Origin of the sequence: Halomonas llamarensis (genome assembly GCF_023555005.1) — a bacterium.
GTDB classification, from domain to species: Bacteria; Pseudomonadota; Gammaproteobacteria; order Pseudomonadales; family Halomonadaceae; genus Vreelandella; species Vreelandella llamarensis.
The window spans coordinates 1-2,320 of record NZ_JAMJPJ010000066.1; the positions used below are offsets into that span (position 1 = coordinate 1).

General features: G+C 58.1%; 3 protein-coding genes. All 3 read right to left on the reverse strand.

What is annotated here, in order from left to right; genetic code table 11:
* Nucleotides 1–37: 37 nt before the first annotated feature.
* Entirely contained in the window at nucleotides 38–1,648 is a 1,611-nt protein-coding gene (gene tnpC, locus M8006_RS17505) for an IS66 family transposase (protein WP_250084469.1), read from the reverse strand.
* A gap of 45 nt (nucleotides 1,649–1,693) precedes the next feature.
* Complete coding sequence (gene tnpB, locus M8006_RS17510; RefSeq protein WP_250084471.1) at nucleotides 1,694–2,050, reverse strand: IS66 family insertion sequence element accessory protein TnpB; 357 nt, start codon at nucleotides 2,048–2,050, stop codon at nucleotides 1,694–1,696.
* The coding region (locus M8006_RS17515) for a hypothetical protein (RefSeq protein WP_250084473.1) at nucleotides 2,047–2,320 on the reverse strand (274 nt) is incomplete at its 5' end. The genes tnpB and M8006_RS17515, both read right to left, overlap by 4 nt.

The window sequence follows — 2,320 nt, forward strand, 5'->3', positions numbered from 1 at the left end:
GTAAGCGAGCCATTAACCACATCTGGGCAGGCGTGGCTCAGCTGGGTAATGTGTCCTTCCAGTGCCAGGGCAGCAGCGTGGTGAGTTCGTCGTCGTTGAGCGTGGGCAGTGTTTCGAAGACGTACCGCAGGTACTCATAGGGTGAGAGGCCATTGGCCTTGGCGGTTTCGATCAGGCTGTAGATCGCTGCGCTGGCGTGCGCGCCACTTGGGGTGTGGCTGAACAGCCAGTTCTTGCGGCCGACCACGAAGGGGCGGATGGCGTTCTCTGCCGGATTGTTGTCCAGCGGTATCAGGCCATTGTCCAGGAACCGGGTGAGTCGTGGCCACTGATGATCCAGGTAATGCAGCGCTTTACCCAGTGTGCTTTTGGGTAGCACTTGTGCCAGGGACTTGTCGAGCCAGGTGCGCAACTGAGCGATCAGGGGCTGACTTTTCTGCTCGCGCAGCGCGTGACGCGCGTCGGGATCGAGCGCTTTGGCCTGTTTTTCCACAGCATAGAGTTTGCCCATCTGGTTGATCACCCAGTCGGCCTTACCGGTCTTGCCCTTGGGTTGTACCTTCTGAGCTTCAATGAACTTGCGTCGTGCATGGGCCCAGCAACCGGCGTGCATTATGCCGTTACGTCGCACAACCTCCGCGTAGCCTTCATAGCCATCGGTGACTAGGCAACCCGCATAGTTGTCCAGCAGGCGCATGGGAACGCGCCCGGCACGGCTGGGATCATAGTCGAACAGCACGGTCTGTTGCCCAGGCGGCCCGCCTCGCTGCACCCACATATAGGAGTTGGCGCTGGCCTTGCGTTCCTCTTCTTGATTGACCTGAAGCGTGGTCTCATCCATGTGGATCAAGGGTGATGTCAGCAGATGTTGCCGCAGCGTCTCAATCAGCGGTGATAGGCGCCCACCCGCCTGTATCATCCAACGGGCCAGGGTATTGCGCGGGATCTCGGCGCCGTGCCGGGCAAAGATCTGGCTCTGCCGGTAAAGCGGCAAAGCATCCTGGTACTTGGCGGTGGCCACGTAAGCCAACAGGGTGGCACTGGCATTGCTCTTGGGCAGGAGTTTGGCCGGTGCCGGGGCTGTCTGGATGTTTTCTTCGCAGGTTGGGCAGGCGTATTTGCGCCGCACATGGCGGATGACTTCGACCCGTGCGGGCACCACATGAAGCTCTTCGCTGACGACCTCGCCGATGACCTTGAGCTCAGTGCCGTCCTCGGCGCAGCAACGCTCGGCGTCGTCGAGTTCGTGAACCACCTCGACGCGAGGCAGTTCGGGTGGCAGTGCCACACGCCCACCGCGGGTGCGCTTTTTGGCCGGAGCAGCGGCGTTATCAGTAAATTTTTCAGAGGACACTTCATCAACGGCGTCAGCCTGAGCGTCATCATTTGCACTGTCGTCTTCATCGACGGCCAGTTCCGCCTCATTGATCAAGAGGTCACCCTGCCCGATGCCGTACTTTTCCGTCGAGGGGCCAAACTGGCGCTCTAATGCCAGGCGGAACTGTTCATACAGGGATTGTTTGGTGGCTTCCCACTGTGCTTCCTTGCGCTCCATCAGGCGATGAAGCTGCGCGATCTCGTCTTGCTGCGCCTGTACTTGGCGTTGCAATCGAGCGACTGAGTGCGGGGAAGGAGTGGCGTTTTCCATACCGCCTAGTTTATCAAAAGCGCTGGCAAAATAGGAGCGAAAAAGCTAACCAACACACTGAAAATTCAATGCTTTATGAGGCTGCATTGCCTTCAGGTCATAGCCATCCAGCAACCAGTTCAACTCCTGGCCACTCAGGGTAACCGAGTCACCTTCCAGGTGCGTTGGCCACTTGAAACGTTCACGTTCCAGGCGCTTGTACCACACCACAAAGCCATTACGCTCCCAGAACAACAGCTTCACCTTGTCTCGTTGACGGTTACCAAAGACAAACAGCGCCTTATCGAACGGGTTCAGCTCCATGGCTTCCTGAACCAGCAAGGCCAGGCCATCGATTTGCTTGCGCATGTCGACCGGTTCACGGCACAGATACACGGTCAGGTCAGTGCTTGGACGAATCACGGCGCCACCGCCACTTGGACAAATCGAGCGGGACGGTGGCGTGGTGGCACCGGCAGGCCGCGTACGTTCAAGCGTTTTTCCCAAAGCAATAGATCAGCTAAGGTTAGCCCTTGTTGCGCGGCATACTGGCTTAGCGGCCTCTCGGTGACGGACGCGTGATAGAGATGGCCGAGCCAGAAAGCCTGCATGGCATTGAGTTCGTGGTTCATGAGGATCTCCTGGATAAAGAAAGCCTCAGTGTGGTCAGCAAAACTCAACGTGAGAAGATGT

Excerpts from the sequence above, each read along its gene's own strand:
- tnpC (WP_250084469.1), bottom strand. The coding sequence starts at position 1,648 with ATGGAAAACGCCACTCCTTCCCCGCACTCAGTCGCTCGATTGCAACGC.